Below are 17,703 nucleotides of genomic sequence, written 5' to 3'. Positions count from 1 at the left end.
GGTTGATAGGCCAGATGTGGAAGCCCAGTAATGGGCGAAGCTGACTGGTACTAATAGGCCGAGGGCTTGTCCTCAGTTGCTCGCGTCCACTGTGTAGTTCCCAGACAACGAACGGTTGTGCTGGCTGAACAGTTTCACTAATCAATTGAATAGTGTGCTTGTTCGCTGCCCGTTCAAGACTCCGCTTTATCGTGGGGTGTCTGAAAGGGTTTCGGTGGTCATAGCATAAGGGAAACGCCCGGTTACATTCCGAACCCGGAAGCTAAGCCTTATAGCGCCGATGGTACTGCAGGGGGGACCCTGTGGGAGAGTAGGACGCCGCCGAACAAATCTTGAGGACCTCTGGTCCCAGCGACTCGCTGGGACCAGAGGTCCTTTTTTGTTTTTCCGAAGCGCGCCGGGTACCTGGCTGCGCGAGAATGACTTGCGGTACCGAAGACAGGAGTCACCATGTCCACCAACTCTCCCGATGAGCGACCGGATCGCGACCAGCGACGCCGGGACAGTGGTGACCGCGGCGGCTACCGCGGGGGCCCGCCCCGCGACAACGATCGCCGTGACGGCGACCGTGGCGGGAGTCAGGGCCGGCGCGACGACAGGAGTGCCGGGGACCGTGGCGGTTTCCGGCGGGATGATCGTCCCAGCGCCCCGCGCAGTGATGACAACCGCGGCGGCGGCGTCCGTGGCCGCGACGACCGACGCGAGGGTGACCGCGGTGGTCGCCCGCCCTTCCGGCGTGACGAGCGTCCCAGTGGCCCGCGTCGTGATGACCGTGGAAGTGGAAGTGGTGGCGGTCGCGAAGGGGATCGTCCGTCGTTCCGGCGTGATGAGCGTCCCAGCAGCGGGCCTCGTCGTGATGACAACCGTGGTAGCAGCGGTTTCCGTCGTGATGACAATCGTCGTGATGACAACCGTGGTAGCGGCGGCTTCCGTCGTGATGAGCGTCCCGCCGCCAGTGGTCCGCGCCGTGATGAGCGTCCCAGCAGTGCGCCGCGTCGTGATGACGACCGTGGTAGCAGCGGTTTCCGTCGGGACGATCGGCGTGACAGCGGTGACCGTGGTGGCTTCCGTCGTGATGACAATCGCGGCGGCGGGTTCCGGCGTGATGAGCGTCCCAGCAGTGCGCCGCGCCGCGATGACGACCGTGGTGGTGCCCGTCGCGACGACCGCCGGGACGACCGTCCGGCGTTCCGCCGCGACGACAAGCGTGACGACAACCGAGGCGGTGGATTCCGTCGCGAGGGGGATCGCCCGCCGTTCCGGCGAGATGACCGCCCGAGTGGCCCGCGTCGTGATGACCGTGGAAGTGGAAGTGGTGGCGGTCGCGAGGGGGATCGTCCGTCGTTCCGGCGTGATGAGCGTCCCAGCAGTGGGCCTCGTCGTGATGACAACCGTGGTAGCGGCGGCTTTCGTCGGGATGAGCGTCCCGCCGCCAGTGGTCCGCGCCGTGATGAGCGCCCCAGCAGTGCGCCTCGCCGTGATGACGACCGTGGTGGCAGCGGTTTCCGTCGGGACGATCGGCGTGACAGCGGTGACCGTGGTGGCTTCCGTCGCGATGACAATCGTCGTGATGACAACCGTGGTAGCAGCAGCTTCCGTCGTGACGAGCGGCCCGCCACCAGTGGTCCGCGCCGTGATGAGCGTCCCAGCAGTGCGCCGCGCCGCGATGACGACCGTGGTGGTGCCCGTCGCGACGACCGTCCGGCGTTCCGCCGCGATGACAAGCGTGACGACAACCGAGGCGGTGGATTCCGTGGGCGCGATGACCGGGGAGCCGGCCCGCGCCGGGACGACCGGGGCGGTCGTCCCAGTGGCTCCGGTGGCTTCCGAGGTCGTGACGACCGGCGTGGCGACGACCGCCGCGGTGGCGGAAGTTTCCGCGACGACCGTGACCGGGACCGTGAGCCGATCAAGCGGCTGCCGATCCCCGAGGACGTCACTGGCGACGAGATCGACAAGGACGTACGGCAGGAACTGATGAGCCTCCCGAAGGGGCTTGCCGATGATGTCGCCAAGAACCTGGTGATGGTCGCCCGGCTCATCGACGAGGACCCCGAGGGGGCGTACGGCTACTCGAAGGTCGCCCTGCGCCTGGCATCGCGTGTCGCCGCCGTGCGGGAGGCGGCCGGGTTTGCCGCGTACGCGAGCCAGAAGTACAGCGAGGCGCTTGCCGAGTTCCGGGCCGCGCGTCGTATGACCGGTGGCGTAGACCTTTGGCCGGTCATGGCGGACTGCGAGCGCGGTCTCGGCCGGCCCGAGAAGGCGCTGGACATGGCCGGTGCGCCCGAGGTCCAGAAGCTGGACAAGGCCGGGCAGGTCGAGATGCGCCTCGTGGCTGCCGGTGCGCGACGGGACATCGGGCAGATCGACGCCGCCATCGTGACCCTTCAGGGCCCCGAGCTCGCCTCGAACTCCGTGCAGTCCTGGACCGCGCGACTGCGTTACGCCTACGCCGACGCGCTGCTTGCCGCCGGTCGGGATGGTGAGGCGCGCGAGTGGTTCGCGAAGGCCATCGAGTCCGACAAGGACGGCAGCACGGACGCCTCCGACCGGCTCGCCGAGCTGGACGGCGTCGAGTTCCTCGACGCGCTCGTCGAGGATGAGGACGAGGCGGAAACGGAGACAGAGACGGCGACGACGGCTGCGGCGGAGGTGCAGACGTCGGCTGAGACCGATATCGAGACCGTGCTTGAGCCCGAGGACGAGATCGAGGACGAGGACGAGGACGAAGTCGACGCTCCCGAGGGCGAGCAGACGCCTGACGAGGACGACGACGTGGACGAGGACGGCTCCAAGGACGCGCCTCAAGGCTGACGCCGCGCAGGAAACGTAGAACAAGCGGCGTAGACAAGCGACGTAGAAGCGGACGGGCGGGACTCCGGAAGGGGTTCCGCCCGTCTGTGTCTGTCAGCGCGCGAGTGCCCGCAATACCAGGCCCGACGCCGGCTTCGGGCCGAACGATGTCGACTTGCGGGGCATCGTGACGCCCTGGCGGGCCAGGTCGCGTACGACCTCCTCGCGGACCGGATGCATCAGGACGGCCGTGCCGTTGTCACGCTCCGCCTTGGCGACGGTGGCCGCCGTGTCGTGGATGTACGCGATGTGCTCGGGCGAGTCCTCCGGAATGCCCCAGACGTGTTCGAGGAGCGTGGCGTGCAGGACCGTCGCGTCCAGGGTGCGCCAGGCCTCGGGGTGATCACCCGGGATCGTACGGGCGAGGAGGTCCGGGGACGGACGGTCGACGAGGTGGAAGGCGCCGTCGCCGGCAAGGAGGAAGGCGTTTCCGTCCGAGGCCGCTGTGGCCAGGGCTTCCATGGCCTCGGAGAGGGGGACGTCGAGGCGGCGTACGCGGAAGGAGTCCGTGAGGGCGGCCAGTGCTTCGGCGACCGGCAGGCGGTGCAGGAGGCGGTGGATCGCCCGGACGCGGAGCGGGTAGCGCTTGGTGTCGACCAGCAGGACCAGGCCGTAGTCCCAGGGGCTGGGGGAGGGGTGCTCCGCGCGTAGACGCAGATACGTTGCCCAGCGATGGTGGCCGTCGGCGATGAGGGCCTGGTGGTGACCGAGGTCTGTCTGGATCTCGGTGAGGTCGGCGGGGTCGGTGACCGCCCACAGACGGTGGCTGAAGCCGTCCTCCGTAGTGGTGGAGAGGAGCGGCGGGTGCTGGGTGGTGCGTTCGATGACGGCGGCGGTGCCTACCCGGGAACCATTGCCGCGATATGTCAGCAGCAGGGGTTCCAGGTTGGCGGAAGTGGCACGCATCAGGGCCGCGCGGTCCGCGACGACATGCGGCATCACGTCCTCGTGGGGGAGGACGACGCCGTCCGAGGGCTCCGACAGGCGCAGGGCGCCGATGATGCCGCGTTGCAGCATGTCGCCGTCGCGCTGTTCGTAGACGTACAGGCCCGGCTCGGTATCGGTGGTGAGGACACCCTCGGAGAGCCAGCGGTGCAGGGTCTCGGCCGCCTGCTCGTTGCGTGCGGTGGGGGTGGTGTCCTGCGGGAGGATCAGCCGGACGATGTTGTGCGGGTCAGCGGATTCCAGGTGGAGCAGACCGTCCGGCCGTACGACGACGTCGTACGGCGGTGAGGTCACGGCGGCCAGACTGCCGACCCGGTCGGGGTCGTAGCGCAGACCCCGGAAGGGGTTCAGATCAAGGCCCATGCGTGCGGGTACGTGCGTGGGACCTGCATAGTTCATTCAGGCATCGTAAGTGTGTCAGTGGCATGCGCGATGATCAGGGCAAAGGGATCGAATGAGGAGCGATGCGGAATGAGCCAGACCGTCAGGACGCGGCCCGAGGGCAGTGCGCAGGCCCTGAGTGAGGCGTACGACACGGCTCTGCTCGATCTGGACGGGGTGGTGTACGCGGGTGGGAACGCCATCGCGCACGCCATTGAGTCCCTCGGTACGGCCCGCTCAGGCGGGATGCGTCTCGCGTACGTCACGAACAACGCGTTGCGTACGCCGGACGCGGTGGCCGAGCACCTCACGGAGCTGGGGATACCGACAGGTGCCTCCGACGTCATCACCTCGGCGCAGGCCGCGGCCCGGCTGATCAGCGAGCAGGTGCCCGCCGGCGCGCGTGTGCTGGTCATCGGCGGGGAGGGACTGCGGGTCGCGCTGCGTGAGCGCGGGCTCGAACCGGTCGAGTCGGCGGACGACGACCCGGCGGCGGTCGTACAGGGGTTCGGCGGTCCTGATCTGCCCTGGGGGCGCTTCGCGGAGGCGTCCTACGCCATCGCGCGTGGGGTGCCGTGGTTCGCGTCCAACACCGACCTGACGATCCCCAGCGCACGCGGGATCGCCCCGGGGAACGGCGCGGCGGTGGAGGTCGTACGCATCGCCACAGGCGCCGAGCCGCAGGTGGCGGGCAAGCCGCTGCCTCCGATGCACCGGGAGACGATTCTGCGGACCGGGGCCAAGAGGCCACTGGTCGTCGGTGACCGGCTGGACACGGACATCGAGGGCGCGTTCAACGGCGAGGTGGACTCGCTGCTCGTACTGACCGGCGTCACGGACGGCACGCAGCTGCTCGCCGCACCGCCGCAGCACCGGCCGACGTATGTCGATGCCGATCTGCGCGGGCTGCTCACCGGGCAGCCGGAGGTCACCGAGGCGGACGGCGGCTTCCGGTGCGGTGGCTGGACGGCCACGGCTGGGAACGAACGGCTGGAACTGGAAGGTGACGGCGAGGCCCTGGACGGGCTGCGGGCGCTGTGCGCGGCGGCGTGGACGGCGGCCGGGGACGGGACGTGCGAGCTGGACGGCGGAAAGGCACTGGCGCGGCTGGGGCTTTGAGCGCGGAGGGCGCGGGGCGGAGGCCACGGGGTACGAGGCGCCTGGCACAGGCACGGAGTGTGGAGCGCGGGACACGAGGCGCCAGACATAGAGCGCGGAGTACGAGGCGCGGGGCACGGAAGGTGGGGCACGGGCACCCGGGCTCATCTGCGGTGACACGGGATCGAGCCGGGATGGGAGGGTAGGCTAACCTAACTGGGTGTTGGTTGACAGTCCTCCCGAAGAGCGCGCGGAGACCGCCCCCGCGCCCCCAACCCGACGGGCGATACGTACCTTTGGGCTCCTCGCGTCCGTGGGGCTGCTGGTACTCGTCGCGCTGGCGAGTATCGCCATCGGTGCGAAAGCGCTGCCGCTGGATCAGGTCTGGCACGGCCTTTTCCACGACTCGGGGACGTACGCGGATGTCGTGGTCCGTGACCGGCTCTCCCGGACCGTCCTCGGACTGCTGGTCGGTGCCGCGTTGGGACTGGCGGGGGCCGTCCTCCAGGCGCTCACCCGTAATCCGCTGGCCGACCCCGGACTGCTCGGGATCAACGCGGGCGCGTCCGCCGCGGTTGTCACCGCCATCACGTTTTTCGGCGTCACGAGTCTGAACGGCTACGTCTGGTTCGCCTTCTTCGGGGCGGCCGCGGTGGGCGCGCTGGTCTGGTTCCTCGGCGGCAGCCGGGGGGCGACTCCGGTGCGGCTCGCCCTCGCCGGTACGGCCATCAGCGCCGCGCTCTACGGCTATCTGCAAGCCGTGATGATCACGGACAACGCCGCGCTCGGCAAGATGCGCTTCTGGACGGTCGGCTCGCTGGCCGCGGCCACCGACACCACCATCAAGCAGGTGCTGCCGTTCCTGGCGGTCGGGATGATCCTCGCGCTGGCCCTCGCCCGACCGCTGAACGCCGTGACCATGGGCGACGACACCGCCCGCGCGCTCGGCGCCAACCTGAACCGCACCCGCGCGTTGTCCATGGCCGCCGCGACCGTGCTGTGCGGCGCCGCGACCGCCGCCTGCGGGCCGATCGTGTTCGTCGGTCTGATGGTCCCGCACGTCGTCCGCTCCTTCACCGGGCCCGACCTGCGCTGGATCCTGCCGTACGCGACGGTGCTGTCGCCCGTGCTGCTGCTGGGCGCCGATGTCATCGGCCGGATGATCGCGCGGCCCGCGGAGTTGCAGGTCGGCATCGTCACCGCGGTCCTCGGCGGCCCGGTCTTCATCTATCTCGTACGACGGCGGAGGACGGCGCAGCTGTGACGACCACACGCAATCCCGCCACAGGCGATCCGGCCGCCCACGGTCCGGCCGCCCACGGTCCGGCCGCCCACGATCCTGCAACGCACGATCCGGCTGAGCGCCCCCCGGCCCTCCGCATCCGGGGCACCCGATCCGTTCGGACGGGTCGCGGGCTGTCTGTCCGGCTCGACGCCCGGGCGTTCACCGTCGTCGTCCTGCTGCTGGCCGCCGCGTTCACCGCGAGCGTCGTGCTGATCGGCACCGGCGACTTCCCGATCTCGGCCCCGGACGTCCTCAAGACGCTGTTCGGCGACGGGACCACCATCCAGGAGTACATCGTCAACGACCTGCGGCTGCCGCGGGTCATCGTCGGTCTGCTGGTGGGGGCCTCGCTCGGGCTCGGCGGGGCGATCTTCCAGTCCATCTCCCGCAACCCGCTGGGCAGTCCGGACGTGCTCGGCCTCGGGCAGGGCGCCACGGCCGGCGCGCTCATCATGATCGTGCTGTTCTCCGGGACCGCGAACCAGGTCGCTCTCGGGGCGCTTGTGGGCGGACTCGTGACCGGGCTCGCCATCTATCTGCTCGCATGGAAACGAGGTGTGCACGGTTATCGACTGGTTCTGGTCGGTATCGGTGTCTCCGCGATCGTCACGGCGGTCAACGGCTATCTGCTCACCAAGGCCGACATCGTCGACGCGGCCCGCGCCGTGGTCTGGATGACCGGCTCACTCAACGGCCGTGACTGGACCCAGGTATGGCCGCTGCTCATCATGTGCGCCGTCCTCGTGCCCCTGGTCCTCGGCAACGCGCGCGGGCTGCGCATGATCGAGATGGGCGACGACGTCTCGTACGCGCTCGGTGTGCGGGTCGAGCGGACGCGGCTGCTGCTGATGCTGGCCGCCGTACTGCTCACCGCGGGCGCCACCGCCGCCGCGGGACCGGTCGGTTTCGTGGCGCTCACCTCGCCGCAGCTCGCCCGGCGGCTGACCCGCTCGCCGGGTCCGAACCTGGTGCCCTCCATGTGTATGGGCGCGACCCTGCTGATCGTCGCGGACTGGGCCTCGCAGCGGGCCTTCGGCGCCGATCAGCTGCCCGTGGGTGTGGTGACCGGAGTCCTAGGCGGCGTCTATCTGCTGTGGCTCCTGGTCACCGAGCGGAAGGCGGGCCGGATATGAGCGCCGAGAGGAGGACGGGTCGGCCTGAATTCGACACCGCCGAGCGGAAGGCGGGTCGGCCGGAAATGGACGCCGCAGCGAACGAGAACATCAAGAGGAGCACCAGCACCGTGAACCGCCTGTCCGCCGAGAACGTCACCCTTGCCTACGACCAGCGCGTCATCACGGAGAAGCTGTCGGTGGAGATACCCGACAACTCCTTCACGGTGATCGTCGGCCCGAACGCCTGCGGCAAGTCGACCCTGCTGCGCGCCCTTTCCCGGATGCTCAAGCCCTCCCAGGGACGCGTACTGCTCGACGGGCAGGTCATCCAGTCCATGCCCGCGAAGAAGGTGGCCAGGACGCTCGGGCTGCTGCCGCAGTCCTCGATCGCGCCGGACGGAATCACGGTCGGCGACCTGGTCGGCCGGGGCCGTTACCCGCACCAGGGGCTGCTGCGTCAGTGGTCCGCGGAGGACGAGCGGGTCGTCCAGGAGTCGATGGCCTCGACCGGCGTCGCCGAGCTCGCCGATCGCTATGTCGATGAGCTGTCGGGCGGCCAGCGGCAGCGCGTGTGGATCGCGATGGCCCTCGCTCAGCAGACACCGCTGCTGCTCCTCGACGAGCCCACGACGTACCTCGACATCCAGCACCAGATCGACGTCCTCGACCTGTGCGCCGAACTGCACGAGGAACAGGGCCGCACCCTGGTCGCCGTACTCCACGACCTCAACCACGCGGCCCGGTACGCCACCCACCTCATCGCCCTGCGCGAGGGCGAAATCATCGCCGAGGGGGCGCCCGGCGACATCGTCACGGCCGACCTGGTCGAGGAGGTCTTCGGGCTGCGCTGCCAGGTCATCGAGGACCCGGAGACGGGGACGCCGCTGGTGGTGCCGGCGGCGCGCAAGGCACGTGCGGCCGCGTCGGCGTCGACGTCGGTCAAGGCATCGGCGTCCGCCAAGGCATCGGCGTCGGTCAAGGCATCGGCATCGGCGTCGGTGTCGGCTAAAGAAGGGTCCTGAGCCGGAACAGGTCGCGCAGGCCCGCCTCCAGCTTCACCCGGCCCGAGCCCCAGGCCTTCGCGAAGTTCAGCTCGCCGTTCACCATCGCGACCAGGTCGTCGCCGTCCATCGTGAGCCGGATCTGGGCCTTCTCGGAGGGCGCGCCCTGGAGTGTGTCGAGCACCTCGATCCGGCCGCCCCTGAGACGACCGACGAAGGTGATGTCCAGGTCGGTGATACGGCAGCTCAGCGAGCGGTCCAGGGCCGCCGCCTCGCGTACGTCCCCGTCGGCGCCCGCCATGTTGTCCGCAAGCTTCTCGAGCGCGCTGCGGCACTCCTCGATCGTCGCCATCGTGATGGACGGTACCGCAGCGCTTCGGGGTAGCGTCGGGGCATGAGCGACTCAGTGCCCCAGACCCCGTCTCCGCAGGGCGAGGTCCCGGAGCCGGAGGTTCCGGTCGATGCCGTCCCCGCGTACGACCTTGCCGCCCCGGCCCCGCTGAACGTCCCCCGCACCCCCACCGGCAACGCGGACATCGACGCTCAGCTCGACCGGCTGGCCGACGCCGACCACCTCGCCACCGACGGACACGTCGAGGTGTACGAGGATGTACACCGGGGGCTGCGCGACGCGCTCACCGCGCTCGACGCCCGCCCGGAACCTCCGGCGCCCCCGCCCACCCGTCACCCGACCACCACCCCTCAACGAGGCCCTTCGGGCCACACCTTCTGATTCCAACGACCGCAGGAGCTGAACCGAACGTGGCAGGAGTGGCACGCCGCCGCCTGGATGCCGAGCTGGTCCGCCGGAAGCTCGCGCGCTCGCGCGAGCACGCCGGACAGCTGATCGCCGCGGGAAGGGTCACCGTCGGCAAGACCCTCGCGGTCAAGCCCGCCACCCAGGTGGAGACCGCGGCCGCGATCGTGGTGACCCAGGACGACAGCGACCCCGACTACGTCTCGCGCGGCGGACACAAGCTCGCCGGCGCGCTGGAAGCCTTCGTACCGCAGGGGCTCAAGGTCGAGGGACGGCGGGCGCTGGACGCCGGAGCGTCCACCGGCGGCTTCACCGACGTACTGCTGCGCGCGGGAGCCGCCCATGTGGTCGCCGTCGATGTCGGCTACGGTCAACTTGCTTGGTCTCTGCAGAGCGATGAACGCGTCACCGTCAAGGACCGTACGAACGTACGCGAGTTGACGTTGGAGGCGATCGATGGGGAGCCCGTGGATCTTGTTGTCGGGGATCTGTCCTTCATCCCGCTCGGCCTGGTGCTGCCCGCCCTCGCGCGGTGCGCGGCGCCCGACGCCGATCTGGTGATGATGGTCAAACCACAGTTCGAAGTGGGGAAGGAACGGCTGGGCAGCGGCGGTGTCGTGCGCAGCCCGGAACTGAGGGCCGAGGCCGTGCGCGGTGTGGCCGCGCGTGCCTGGGGGCTGGGGCTCGGGGTGCAGGGGGTCACGGCCAGTCCGTTGCCCGGACCCTCGGGCAATGTCGAGTACTTTCTGTGGCTGCGTGCCGGGGCACCCGAACTCGACCCGGCCGACGTTGACCGTGCAGTGGCGGAGGGGCCGCGTTGACACAGACCCGAGCTCGTACTGTTTTCCTGCTTGCCCACACCGGGCGGCCCGCTGCGATCCGCAGCGCCGAACTCGTCGTCCAGGGGCTGTTGCGCTCCGGGATCGGCGTACGGGTGCTGGAGGCAGAGGCGGCCGACCTGCCGCTGCCACCGACCGTGGAGCTCGTGAAGGAGGCCACACCGCAGTGCCTCGACGGGTGCGAACTGCTGATCGTGCTCGGCGGTGACGGGACGCTGCTGCGCGGCGCCGAGTTCGCCCGTGCGTCCGGGGTGCCGATGCTCGGCGTCAACCTCGGTCGCGTCGGCTTCCTCGCGGAGGCCGAGCGGGACGACCTCGACAAGGTCGTCGACCGGGTGGTGACCAAGGCGTACGAGGTCGAGGAGCGGATGACCGTCGACGTCGTCGTGCACCAGAACGGCGACATCGTGCACACCGACTGGGCGCTGAACGAGGCGGCCGTGCAGAAGGTCTCCGCCGAGAAGCTCCTTGAGGTCGTGCTGGAGATCGACGGGCGGCCGGTGACGGGCTTCGGCTGCGACGGGATCGTCTGCGCCACGCCGACCGGCTCCACGGCGTACGCGTTCTCCGCGGGCGGGCCCGTGGTGTGGCCGGAGGTCGAGGCGCTGCTGATGGTGCCGATCAGTGCGCACGCGCTGTTCGCGAAGCCGCTGGTGACCTCGCCGGACTCGGTGCTCGCGGTGGAGGTGCTGCCGCACATTCCGCCGGGGGTGCTGTGGTGTGACGGGCGGCGGAAGCTGGAGTTGCCGCCGGGGGCTCGGGTGGAGGTCCGGCGGGGGGCTGTGCCGGTGCGGCTGGCTCGGCTGCATCACGCGTCGTTCACGGACCGGCTGGTCGCGAAGTTCGCGCTGCCGGTTTCCGGATGGCGCGGGGCGCCGCACTAGTCGTACGACTGTTTGTACGGATTGATGTGTACGGCGTTTGTACGGTGGCCCACTCCCGCGGGTGACAACGGCCCCTTTGTGGGTCCTTGTCACCTGCGCCTTCGCACCCGGGGGGTGGGGGCCGTCGCACATCCGGTCCCTGACCTCGTAAGGTCGGGGGCGTGTTGGAGGAGATGCGGATACGGTCGCTCGGAGTCATCGACGACGCGGTGGTCGAGCTGTCGCCAGGCTTCACCGCCGTGACCGGTGAGACCGGTGCGGGCAAGACGATGGTGGTCACCAGCCTCGGGCTGCTGCTGGGTGGGCGTGCCGACCCGGCCCTGGTGCGGATCGGCGCCAAGAACGCGGTCGTGGAGGGGCGGATCACCGTGCCCCCGGGCGGGACCGCGGTCCTGCGGGCCGAGGAGGCCGGAGCCGAACTCGACGACGGGGCGCTGCTGATCAGCCGTACCGTTTCAGCTGAGGGGCGCTCGCGGGCTCACCTGGGCGGGCGTTCCGTGCCTGTGGGGGTGCTCGCCGAGCTTGCCGACGAGCTCGTCGCCGTGCACGGCCAGACCGACCAGCAGGGGCTGCTCAAGCTGTCCCGGCAGCGGCAGGCGCTCGACCGGTACGCGGGGGACGCGGTCGCCGTGCCGCTCGCCAAGTACGCGGGTGCCTACCGCCGGCTGCGCGCGATCTCGGCCGAGCTGGACGAGATCACCACGCGCGCGCGTGAGCGGGCCCAGGAAGCCGACCTGCTGCGCTTCGGACTCGACGAGATCGCGGGGGTCGAACCGCGGGAGGGCGAGGACGTGGAGCTGGCCGCGGAGGCCGAGCGGCTCGGCCACGCGGAGGCGCTGGCGTCGGCCGCCACGGTCGCGCACGCGGCGCTCGCGGGCAATCCCGAGGACCCCGAGGGCATCGACGCGGCGACGCTCGTCGCGGGCGCGCACCGGGCGCTTGAGGCCGTACGTTCGCACGACTCCTCGCTCGGCGCGCTGTCCGGGCGGATCGGGGAGGTCAACATCCTGCTGCGGGATGTGGCCGGGGAGCTGGCCGGGTACGCCGACGATCTAGACGCCGATCCGCTGCGGCTCGCGGCGGTCGAGGAGCGCCGGGCCGCACTCACCCAGCTCACCCGGAAGTACGGCGAAGACATCAACGCCGTGCTCTCCTGGGCCGAGCAGGGCGCCGCGCGGCTCCTCGAACTCGACGGCGACGACGAGCGGATCGACGAGCTGACCGCCGAGCGGGACGCGCTCCGCGCCGAACTGGGCGGACTTGCCCAGGGGCTGACGGAGGCCCGTACGGAGGCCGCCGAGCGGTTCGCCGCCGCGGTGACCGCCGAGCTGGCCTCGCTCGCCATGCCGCACGCGCGCGTGTCGTTCGAGATCCGGCAGACCGACGACCCGGAGGGCGTGGAACTCGACGGCCGTACGGTCGCGTACGGGCCCGCGGGCGTCGACGAGGTCGAGCTGCTGCTGGCACCGCACCCGGGCGCACCGCCCCGGCCCATCGCCAAGGGTGCCTCCGGCGGTGAGCTCTCGCGCGTGATGCTCGCGGTGGAGGTCGTCTTCGCGGGTACGGATCCGGTGCCGACGTATCTGTTCGACGAGGTCGACGCGGGTGTCGGCGGCAAGGCCGCGGTCGAGATCGGGCGGCGGCTCGCCCGACTCGCGAAGACCGCGCAGGTCGTGGTCGTCACGCATCTCCCGCAGGTCGCCGCGTTCGCCGACCGGCAGCTGCTCGTCGAGAAGACCAACGACGGGTCCGTGACCCGGTCCGGGGTCAAGGTCCTGGAAGGCGAGGACCGAATCCGTGAGCTGTCCCGCATGCTGGCCGGACAGGAACACTCGGAGACGGCCCGAGCACACGCGGAGGAGCTTCTGGCGACGGCCCGAGCGGACGGGTAGCCGCCGGCGGGCGGGGTGTCTCTCCGCCGCTCCGCCGCGCGCCCTTGACCCGCTCCGCGGCTGTGCCTTGACCCGCTCCGCGGCCTTGCTTTGACCCGCTCCGCGGTTCGATCTCCGCCGCTCCGCGGCGTTTTCCCGCCCACCCGCCTGTTTCGACCGCTCCGCGGTCCCCGGATCCGGGCCGCTCCGCGGCCCTCACTCGTGTGAGTGACTCAGGCCCTCGAGTTGGCCGGGGCGTCGTGATCTGGTTCCGGTGGTGGTGTCGGAACGCCTGGGCGGCCTGGCATCCTTGGCGTTGTATGCGGAGCGCGACGTGCGGTACACCCCTTCTGTACGTTTCTTCGTGACCGTTCCGACGCCGAACCAGGAGCCCCGGCCACGTGAGCCACGTGAGCAGCCACTCACCGCACGGCCAGTCGCCGCTGCGCACCGTGCAGGTGCTCGGCGGTGGGAGCGCGCGCAGCTGCGCGCATGTGCGGTCGCTGACCTCGGGTCTCGTCGCCCGGGGCGTGCGGGTCACCGTGTGCGCCCCCGCCGATGCCGATCGTGCCTACGGGTTCACGGGCGCGGGTGCGCAGCATGTTCCGGTGCCGCGCAGCAACGACCCCGTCTCCATGGCCGCGCTGCGGACGGCCTGCGCGGACGCCGACCTGGTGCACGCGCACGGGCTGCACGCCGCGCTGAGGGCCGCGTTGGCGCTGAGTGGGCGGCGTATCCCGCTCGTCGTCACCTGGCATACGCGTCCGCACGCCGAGGGTGCGCGGGCGCATCTGCTGCGCATGCTGGAGCGGCGGGTCGCCAAGGCGGCCGCTGTCGTTCTCGGCACGTCCTCCGACCTGGTGGACCGGGCCCGCAGCAGGGGCGCCCGCGACGCGCGGCTGGCCGCCGTCGCGTCGCCGGTGCCGCGTGGTGCCGTCGAGAGCGGGGATCCCGACCGGCTGCGGCACAAGGCGCGGGCCGAACTCGGCGCCATCGAGCGCCCGTTGCTGATGGCCGTCGGCTCCCTCGACCGGCACCGCGGGTACGACGTCCTGCTGGACGCCGCCCGCGCGTGGCGCGACCTCGATCCCCTGCCGCTGCTCGTGATCGCGGGGGAGGGGCCGCTCCGGACGGTGCTGCAGCGCCGTATCGAGGACGAAGGCCTGCCCGTCCGCCTGGTCGGGCGGCGCGACGACATCACCGAGCTACTCACGGCGGCCGATCTCGCACTGCTGCCGAGCAGTTGGGAATCCCGGTCCGTGCTGGCGCAGGAGGCCCTCCACGCGCGTGTGCCGCTCGTCACGACCGCTGTCGGCGGTATCCCCGATCTGGTCGGCGACGCGGCCGAACTCGTCCCGTACGGGGATGCGCAGGCGCTCGCCGAAGCCGTCGTACGCCTTCTTCAGGATCCCGTCCGTCGGGAGTTCCTGAAGGAGAAGGGTGTCCTGCAGGCGGCGACCTGGCCGACCGAGGACGAGACGGTCGCCCAAGTGCTCAGCGTCTACGACGAGTTGACCCAGCCGCGACCTCTTGGCTGAGGCGCCTGCCCGGTCAGGACACATGCCTCCGCGCCCGCAGTGCCAGGCTCAACGCCAGTACCGTCTGCGGGTCGTCCAGGTCCGTGCCCAGCAACTCCCCGATCCGGGCTAGGCGGTTGTAGAGCGTCTGGCGGTTGAGATGCAGCTCGCGGGCCGTCTCCGCCTTGCGGCCCGCGTGGGTCAGGTACGTCTCCAGGGTCGGGAGAAGCGGCGGCTTGGAGCGGTTGTCGTGGTCGCGGAGCGGGCCGATGGCGCGGTCCACGAAGGCCGCCAGGTCCGGGTGGTCGCGCAACCGCCACAGGAGCAGGTCGATGTCCAGGCGGCGGGCGTCGTACCAGGGGCGGTCGATGAGGCCCTGCGCGGCTGTCGCCGTCTCCGCCGCGTGCCGCAGACCCGCTGAGGCCGCCGCCCAGCCGCCCGCCACGCCGACGACCACCACCGGCGGCTGCGCGCCGGGCCGCTGCATGCCCGCGCGCTCCACACCCGCCCGCAGTGCCGCCGCGACCCGGTCCGCGACGGCCGAACGCTCGGACTCCGAGCGCAGGCCCAGCAGAAGCGGGACACGGCCCTCGACAGGTCGTACGCCGAGCAGGACGGGCACCCCGACCGAGGCCAGCTCCTCCGCGACCGCGCGGGCCAGCACCGCCCAGCCGCCGCCGGGGGAGAGGCCGTCGGTGAGCCGCATCACGACCGGCAGGAGCGGGCTGTTGCCGGGCTTGAAGCCGAGCACCCGGGCCTGCGCCGGCGCGTCCTCCGCCTCGATACGGCCCTCGGCGAGGTCGGTGAGGAAGTCGCCGCGTCCGCGCGCCGCGAGCTCCTCCTCCTGGCGGGCCTGCATCAGGACGACGGCCAGGATGCCGGCTGCCCGCTCCGTCGCGAGCCGGTGCACCGGGGCGACGGGGGCGCTTACGGGCAGCACGACCAGCCGGGCCCGTACCGAGTTGGTGCCGGGGCCGCCCCCGGGCACGTCCACGAGGGTCGTTCCGGCGGGCGGTTCCTCCTTGTGCTGGCCGCGCATCCCCTCCCACACCTGGAGCGGATCGGTGCCCGCGCCGCCCGACCCGGACCCGGCGGCGTACAGGAGCTGTCCCTCGGCCGTCTCCAGGAACACCGGGTTGCCGCTGAAGTCCGCGAGAATGCCGAGGACCTGGGGTACGCCGCCCCCGCCGAGGAGGGCCTCGGTACATCGTCGGTGCACCTCCTCGGCCTGCTGGAGCAGGGCGTAGTGGCCGTTGACGATCTCGGTGTGGATCTCCTCCGTGACGGCCACGAAGGGCACCTCGCGGTGCAGCTGGACGAGGGGGAGACCGGTGGACCTGGCCGTCTCCACGAGAGCCGCGGGCAGCCGGGTGAAACGCGGGCCGAGCTCCACCACCAGGGCCGCGATGCCGCGCTCGGCCAGTGTGCGGACGAAGGCGCGCTGGTCGGCGGGGCGGGTGCCGAGGCCGTACCCCGTGGTCAGGAGCAGTTCGCCGCCCTTGAGGAGCGAGGCGATGTTCGGGACCTCACCCGCGTGCACCCAGCGCACGGTCCGCTGCAGCCGGTCGGCCCCCGCGAGGATCTCCGGGAGCCCACTGCGCAGTCCCGGCAGCTCCAGCGCCCGCTGCACGGTGATTCCGGCGCCCTGGGTGTCGTAACGGCTGTCCATGGTCCCGGACGCTACCCGCCGGCACGTTCCGGAACATCTCCGGCCCGTTGCGCGAGCAGGGATGATCGCCGCGCTCAGCCGGGCACGGGGGCGATGTTGTGGTTGAAGCGGAAGACGTTGTCGGGGTCGTACTCCGCTTTCACCGCGGCCAGGCGCCGGGTGTTCTCGGTGCCGAGGCCGGCCACCACCCGGTCCTCGCCCTCGTCGCCGATGAAGTTGAGGTAGACCGCGCCGGTGCTCCACGGCTGGACCTCGGCGCGGACGCCCTTGACCCAGCGGACGCAGGCTTCGTCGTCGGCGGGGTCCTCCCAGACGCCGAAGGGGTGCACGGCCCATGGGGCGTTCCGGTAGGGCACCGGGAACTCGGCGGGGCCCGTGGTGATCGCGCCGCCCTGCGGGAACAGGACGTGCTGGGTACCTGTGGGCACGGGCATGGTGTCTCCGAGGGCGCAGAAGATGTCCACGAGTTCGTCGGGCAGGCCCGTCAGGTACTCGGCGGACCAGTAGTTCCGCATGCCGGGCGGGTCGTCGAGCATGCACTGGAAGTCGGCGTAGGGGAGGGCGCTGACGATCTCGGCCTCGTGCGGCAGAGCGAGGAGCGGCTGGGCGAGTTTGCGCAGGCCTTCCTCGCCGCCCGCGTACGTCAGGAGCGCGGCACACAGCCGTTGGCCGACCAGATGCTCGGGGATGAACTCCTCGGGCGGGCCGGTCAGATAGATGATGCCGCCGCTCGCCTCGGGCGGTCCCGTCGCGATGATCTCGCGGTAGAGGTGGACCACCTCGGGGCCGCTCTCCGGCAGATACATCAGCAGGGCGACGGAGAACTCGGGCAGCTCGTGCAGCCTCAGGGTCAGCGCGGTGGCGACACCGAAGTTCCCGCCGCCGCCGTGCAGGGCCCAGAACAGCTCGGGGTTCTCCTCGGCGGTGGCCCGGACCTTCGTGCCGTCCGCTGTGACCAGCTCGACGCCGAGCAGATTGTCGATCGCCAGGCCGAACCGCCGGTCCAGCCAGCCACTGCCACCGCCCAGCACGAAGCCGCCGACACCGGTCGTCGAGACCCGGCCGCCGGTGGTCGCCAGGCCGTACGGCTGGGTGGCACGGTCGAGATGGCTCATGAGGGCGCCGCCCTGGATCCGTACCGACTGGGAACCGGGATGGACCGTCACGTCGTGCATCCGGCGCAGATCGACGACCAGACCACCGTCGTTCAGGGCCATGCCGGCCACGCTGTGGCCGCCGCCGCGCACCGCGATCGGCAGGTCGAGTTCGCGCCCGAACCGCACCGAACGGACCACATCGGTCTCGTTCGCGCACTGCGCGATCACCGCCGGTCGCCGGTCGATCATCCCGTTGTGGACCGACCGGGCCTCGTCGTAACCCGGGTCGCTCGCGGTGAACATGTCGCCGGCCAGATCCGCGCGGAACGCGGCGAGAGCCGCGCCCGCCTTGGAGAGGGGAGCCATGGCAGCCGCCCCTTTCAGAAGGGGA

General features: G+C 71.0%; 14 protein-coding genes, 2 rRNA genes and 1 pseudogene. 13 read left to right on the top strand and 4 right to left on the bottom strand.

Translation table 11 applies throughout. The annotated features are described in order from the left end of the window. From AB0N66_RS17950 to AB0N66_RS17935, 4 genes and pseudogenes are all read left to right on the top strand, one after another. Positions 1-74: ribosomal RNA gene (locus tag AB0N66_RS17950) — 23S ribosomal RNA — on the top strand; the annotation flags it as partial. 136 nt (positions 75-210) lie between these two features. After that, positions 211-327: ribosomal RNA gene (gene rrf, locus AB0N66_RS17945) — 5S ribosomal RNA — on the top strand. A gap of 123 nt (positions 328-450) precedes the next feature. After that, positions 451-1,821: pseudogene (locus tag AB0N66_RS17940) on the top strand (hypothetical protein); the annotation flags it as partial. A 156-nt stretch (positions 1,822-1,977) separates the two neighbouring features. After that, a complete protein-coding gene (locus AB0N66_RS17935) occupies positions 1,978-2,814 on the top strand; it encodes a hypothetical protein (protein WP_365435305.1) in 837 nt (278 codons plus the stop codon). A 93-nt stretch (positions 2,815-2,907) separates the two neighbouring features. Here the strand turns inward: AB0N66_RS17935 and AB0N66_RS17930 are convergent, their stop codons facing one another. Continuing rightward, entirely contained in the window at positions 2,908-4,197 is a 1,290-nt protein-coding gene (locus tag AB0N66_RS17930) for a DUF1015 domain-containing protein (protein WP_365435254.1), read from the bottom strand. 72 nt (positions 4,198-4,269) lie between these two features. Between AB0N66_RS17930 and AB0N66_RS17925 the strand changes: the two genes are divergently transcribed. The 4 genes from AB0N66_RS17925 to AB0N66_RS17910 all read left to right on the top strand — a co-directional run bounded on the left by AB0N66_RS17925 (position 4,270) and on the right by AB0N66_RS17910 (position 8,699). Beyond that, entirely contained in the window at positions 4,270-5,298 is a 1,029-nt protein-coding gene (locus AB0N66_RS17925; protein ID WP_365435251.1) for an HAD hydrolase-like protein, read from the top strand. Between the two features lie 199 nt (positions 5,299-5,497). Then, a complete protein-coding gene (locus AB0N66_RS17920) occupies positions 5,498-6,541 on the top strand; it encodes an iron chelate uptake ABC transporter family permease subunit (protein WP_365435248.1) in 1,044 nt (347 codons plus the stop codon). Between the two features lie 116 nt (positions 6,542-6,657). Continuing rightward, on the top strand, positions 6,658-7,695 hold the full coding sequence (locus tag AB0N66_RS17915; protein ID WP_365435302.1) for an iron chelate uptake ABC transporter family permease subunit: 1,038 nt from the start codon (positions 6,658-6,660) through the stop codon (positions 7,693-7,695). 65 nt (positions 7,696-7,760) lie between these two features. Continuing rightward, positions 7,761-8,699: an ABC transporter ATP-binding protein gene (locus AB0N66_RS17910; RefSeq protein ID WP_365435245.1), complete on the top strand. Its 939-nt coding sequence runs from the start codon at positions 7,761-7,763 to the stop codon at positions 8,697-8,699. Here the strand turns inward: AB0N66_RS17910 and AB0N66_RS17905 are convergent. Continuing rightward, positions 8,683-9,030, bottom strand: a complete 348-nt coding sequence (locus AB0N66_RS17905) for an SCP2 sterol-binding domain-containing protein (protein ID WP_365435242.1) — start codon at positions 9,028-9,030, stop codon at positions 8,683-8,685. The genes AB0N66_RS17910 and AB0N66_RS17905 overlap by 17 nt on opposite strands. Positions 9,031-9,072: 42 nt before the next feature. Between AB0N66_RS17905 and AB0N66_RS17900 the strand changes: the two genes are divergently transcribed. From AB0N66_RS17900 to AB0N66_RS17880, 5 genes are all read left to right on the top strand, one after another. Then, positions 9,073-9,411: a hypothetical protein gene (locus AB0N66_RS17900; protein WP_365435239.1), complete on the top strand. Its 339-nt coding sequence runs from the start codon at positions 9,073-9,075 to the stop codon at positions 9,409-9,411. Between the two features lie 29 nt (positions 9,412-9,440). Further along, positions 9,441-10,256, top strand: a complete 816-nt coding sequence (locus AB0N66_RS17895; protein WP_365435236.1) for a TlyA family RNA methyltransferase — start codon at positions 9,441-9,443, stop codon at positions 10,254-10,256. Continuing rightward, positions 10,253-11,158, top strand: a complete 906-nt coding sequence (locus tag AB0N66_RS17890) for an NAD kinase (RefSeq protein ID WP_365435233.1) — start codon at positions 10,253-10,255, stop codon at positions 11,156-11,158. Before AB0N66_RS17895 ends, AB0N66_RS17890 begins: the two co-directional genes overlap by 4 nt. Before the next feature lie 161 nt (positions 11,159-11,319). After that, on the top strand, positions 11,320-13,050 hold the full coding sequence (gene recN / locus AB0N66_RS17885) for a DNA repair protein RecN (protein WP_365435230.1): 1,731 nt from the start codon (positions 11,320-11,322) through the stop codon (positions 13,048-13,050). Positions 13,051-13,430: 380 nt separating this feature from the next. Next, positions 13,431-14,567 (top strand): glycosyltransferase family 4 protein, encoded by a 1,137-nt coding sequence (locus AB0N66_RS17880; protein WP_365435227.1) that lies wholly within the window; start codon positions 13,431-13,433, stop codon positions 14,565-14,567. A 13-nt stretch (positions 14,568-14,580) separates the two neighbouring features. Here AB0N66_RS17880 and AB0N66_RS17875 read toward each other — a convergent pair whose 3' ends face one another. Further along, positions 14,581-16,215: a PucR family transcriptional regulator gene (locus tag AB0N66_RS17875; RefSeq protein WP_365435224.1), complete on the bottom strand. Its 1,635-nt coding sequence runs from the start codon at positions 16,213-16,215 to the stop codon at positions 14,581-14,583. Between the two features lie 74 nt (positions 16,216-16,289). Further along, positions 16,290-17,678 carry an FAD-binding oxidoreductase gene (locus AB0N66_RS17870; protein WP_365435221.1) on the bottom strand — a complete coding sequence of 463 codons (1,389 nt, stop codon included), beginning with the start codon at positions 17,676-17,678 and terminating at the stop codon, positions 16,290-16,292. Positions 17,679-17,703 lie beyond the last annotated feature (25 nt).

It is taken from the genome of Streptomyces sp. NPDC093544 (assembly GCF_040683495.1).
In the GTDB taxonomy this organism is placed as follows: domain Bacteria; phylum Actinomycetota; class Actinomycetes; order Streptomycetales; family Streptomycetaceae; genus Streptomyces.
This window is presented reverse-complemented; position numbering and strand designations above follow the sequence as displayed.